This is a genomic window from Pseudomonas sp. 6D_7.1_Bac1 (assembly GCF_025465945.1).
Classification (GTDB): domain Bacteria; phylum Pseudomonadota; class Gammaproteobacteria; order Pseudomonadales; family Pseudomonadaceae; genus Aquipseudomonas.
In genome coordinates, this window is sequence record NZ_JANLNW010000061.1 from 1 (window position 1) to 1221 (window position 1221).

Consider the following 1221-nt stretch of genomic DNA (forward strand, 5'->3'; position numbering starts at 1 on the left):
CCGGCACTCAGGTTGATGCTGTCGCGAGCGGCGAGGGTTTGCTGGTTGCTCAGGTCCCCCTGGGTTTGCACGTTGAGGGCGCTGCCGGCGTAGACCGGTCCCTGGGCATTGAGGCTCACGGCCTTGACGTTCACGGGGCCGGTGGCCGACGTCTCGGCCAGGCTCAGGTGGCCGTTGGCATCGAGCAGGATATCGCCGCCGCTGGCGATCAGTTTGCCGTCGAGTTTGACCCCGACGCCGGCTTCGGTGCCGACCAGTTTGATCGCCCCGGCGTACATGCCGCCGAGGGCCGAGGAGTCGATCGCCAGTTCCGGTTTGGCGCTGCCGTCATCGGCACGGGCGTTGGCGTTGAGGCTGTCGGCGTTGACGTCGTTGCGCCCGGCAATGATGGCCAGGTTCTTGGCCTGGATCTGCGCGTTGATTTTGGCGCTGCGGGTGATGATTTCGAAACGGTCGATATTGGTTGCATTGAGCCCGGCGCCGTCGATGGAGACGCTGCCCTGGTCGACCTGAAAGCGGTCCAGTCGACCGTTATCCAGCACCGGTTTGCCGGTGGTCAAGGTGACGCGCGGGGTGTTGATGAAGCCGCAACCGTTGCAGCTGATGCCGTAGGGGTTGGCGACGATCACCCGCGCCGACTGCCCCGCCACTTCGGTGTAACCGCGCAACTGGCTCGGGCTGCCACCGTTGACTTCGTTGAGGATGGTTTGTGCGGCAACGCCCTGCAGATTCGGGTTGCCCAGAATGATCCCACCCAGTTGCGTGGCCTGGGTGCGGGCGGTGGCGTTGTTGAGAATGACCCCGTTGGTATCGACGTTGTAGTCGTGGAACTGGTTGTGCGAGAGACCCGTGGCATTCGGCGCCGCGATATTGACGATCGGTACGCCATTGCCGGCGCGGTCCAGCGTCGTCCCCGGCGCATTGACCACGATCCCGTCCGCCTGCGCCCACATCGGCTGCCAGAACATCACGTTGGCCAGGAGGAACGCCAGGCCGCGTTTCGGCATCCCCAAAAACTGCTCGCGATTTTTCAGGGCAGCAGAAGGCTGGCAAGCCAGAAAGGCCAGTTGGCGAACGTCCATATTCAGGTCTCGAGCGAGCGGAAAATTAGAGGGAGAAATCCACGCGGAAATAGATCGGTGCTTCGCGCTCGGTCAACGGATCCGGCCGTTCCAGGGAGTGGGCGAAGGTCACGCTGGCGGAGACATGCTGGCCACGGGC

Annotated in this window: 1 protein-coding gene; it reads right to left on the reverse strand. The window is 63.8% G+C overall.

What is annotated here, in order from left to right; all coding sequences use genetic code 11:
- Nucleotides 1-1082 (reverse strand): filamentous hemagglutinin N-terminal domain-containing protein (locus NTD87_RS17040; protein WP_315975327.1); only part of this gene is annotated, 1082 nt, incomplete at its 3' end.
- Between the last annotated feature and the right edge of the window lie 139 nt (nucleotides 1083-1221).